The organism is Weissella sp. DD23, assembly GCF_001579105.1.
Classification (GTDB): domain Bacteria; phylum Bacillota; class Bacilli; order Lactobacillales; family Lactobacillaceae; genus Weissella; species Weissella cibaria.
On the sequence record NZ_KQ970400.1, the window covers coordinates 37,146 to 38,011 of the forward strand.

Below are 866 nucleotides of genomic sequence, written 5' to 3' on the forward strand. Positions count from 1 at the left end.
AATAATTGAACGCAAACCACGGGCACCCGTCTCACGCTCAATTGCCAAGTGTGCCATGGCCTTCAAGGCTTCAGGAGTAAACGTCAACGCAACTCCTTCGAGTGCCAACAAAGCCTGGTATTGCTTAACCAAAGCGTTCTTAGGTTCCGTCAAAATACGAACCAAATCATCTTCTGTCAACTCTTCCAATGCTGTCAAAATTGGCAAACGACCAATGAATTCTGGAATCAATCCAAAGCTCATCAAATCTTCAGGTACAACCTGTTGCATGATTGACTTGTCAGTATTCTTAAATTGTACTGTCTTAGAGTCCGTACCGAAACCAATTACCTTAGCTCCGACACGTTCCTTAACCATTTGTTCGATACCCGCGAAGGCACCACCGACGATGAACAAAATGTTTGTCGTGTCGATTTGAATGAACTCTTGGTTAGGGTGCTTACGACCGCCTTGAGGTGGAACGTTAGCAATGGTACCCTCTAGCATCTTCAAAAGTGCTTGTTGCACACCTTCACCAGAAACGTCACGTGTAATCGAAACGTTTTCGGCCTTCTTGGCAATCTTGTCAATTTCGTCGATGTAAATAATACCAGTTTCCGCGCGCTCGACATCATAGTCAGCGGCTTGGATCAACTTCAATAGAATGTTTTCAACGTCTTCACCAACGTATCCAGCTTCTGTCAAAGTCGTTGCATCCGCAATTGCGAATGGCACATTCAAAAGCTTAGCCATTGATTGTGCAATATACGTCTTACCTGACCCAGTAGGTCCGATCATGGCGATGTTAGACTTTTGCAGCTCAACACCTTCAGCCCCAGTATCACCCGTCAACATAGCGTTAACGCGCTTGTAGTGGTTGTAGACGG

The 866-nt window shown here is 45.5% G+C and carries 1 protein-coding gene; it reads right to left on the reverse strand.

Annotation, left to right across the window (positions count from 1 at the left end):
* A partial coding sequence (gene clpX, locus WEIDD23_RS11315; protein ID WP_242865521.1) for an ATP-dependent Clp protease ATP-binding subunit ClpX occupies positions 1 to 866 on the reverse strand: 866 nt, incomplete at both ends.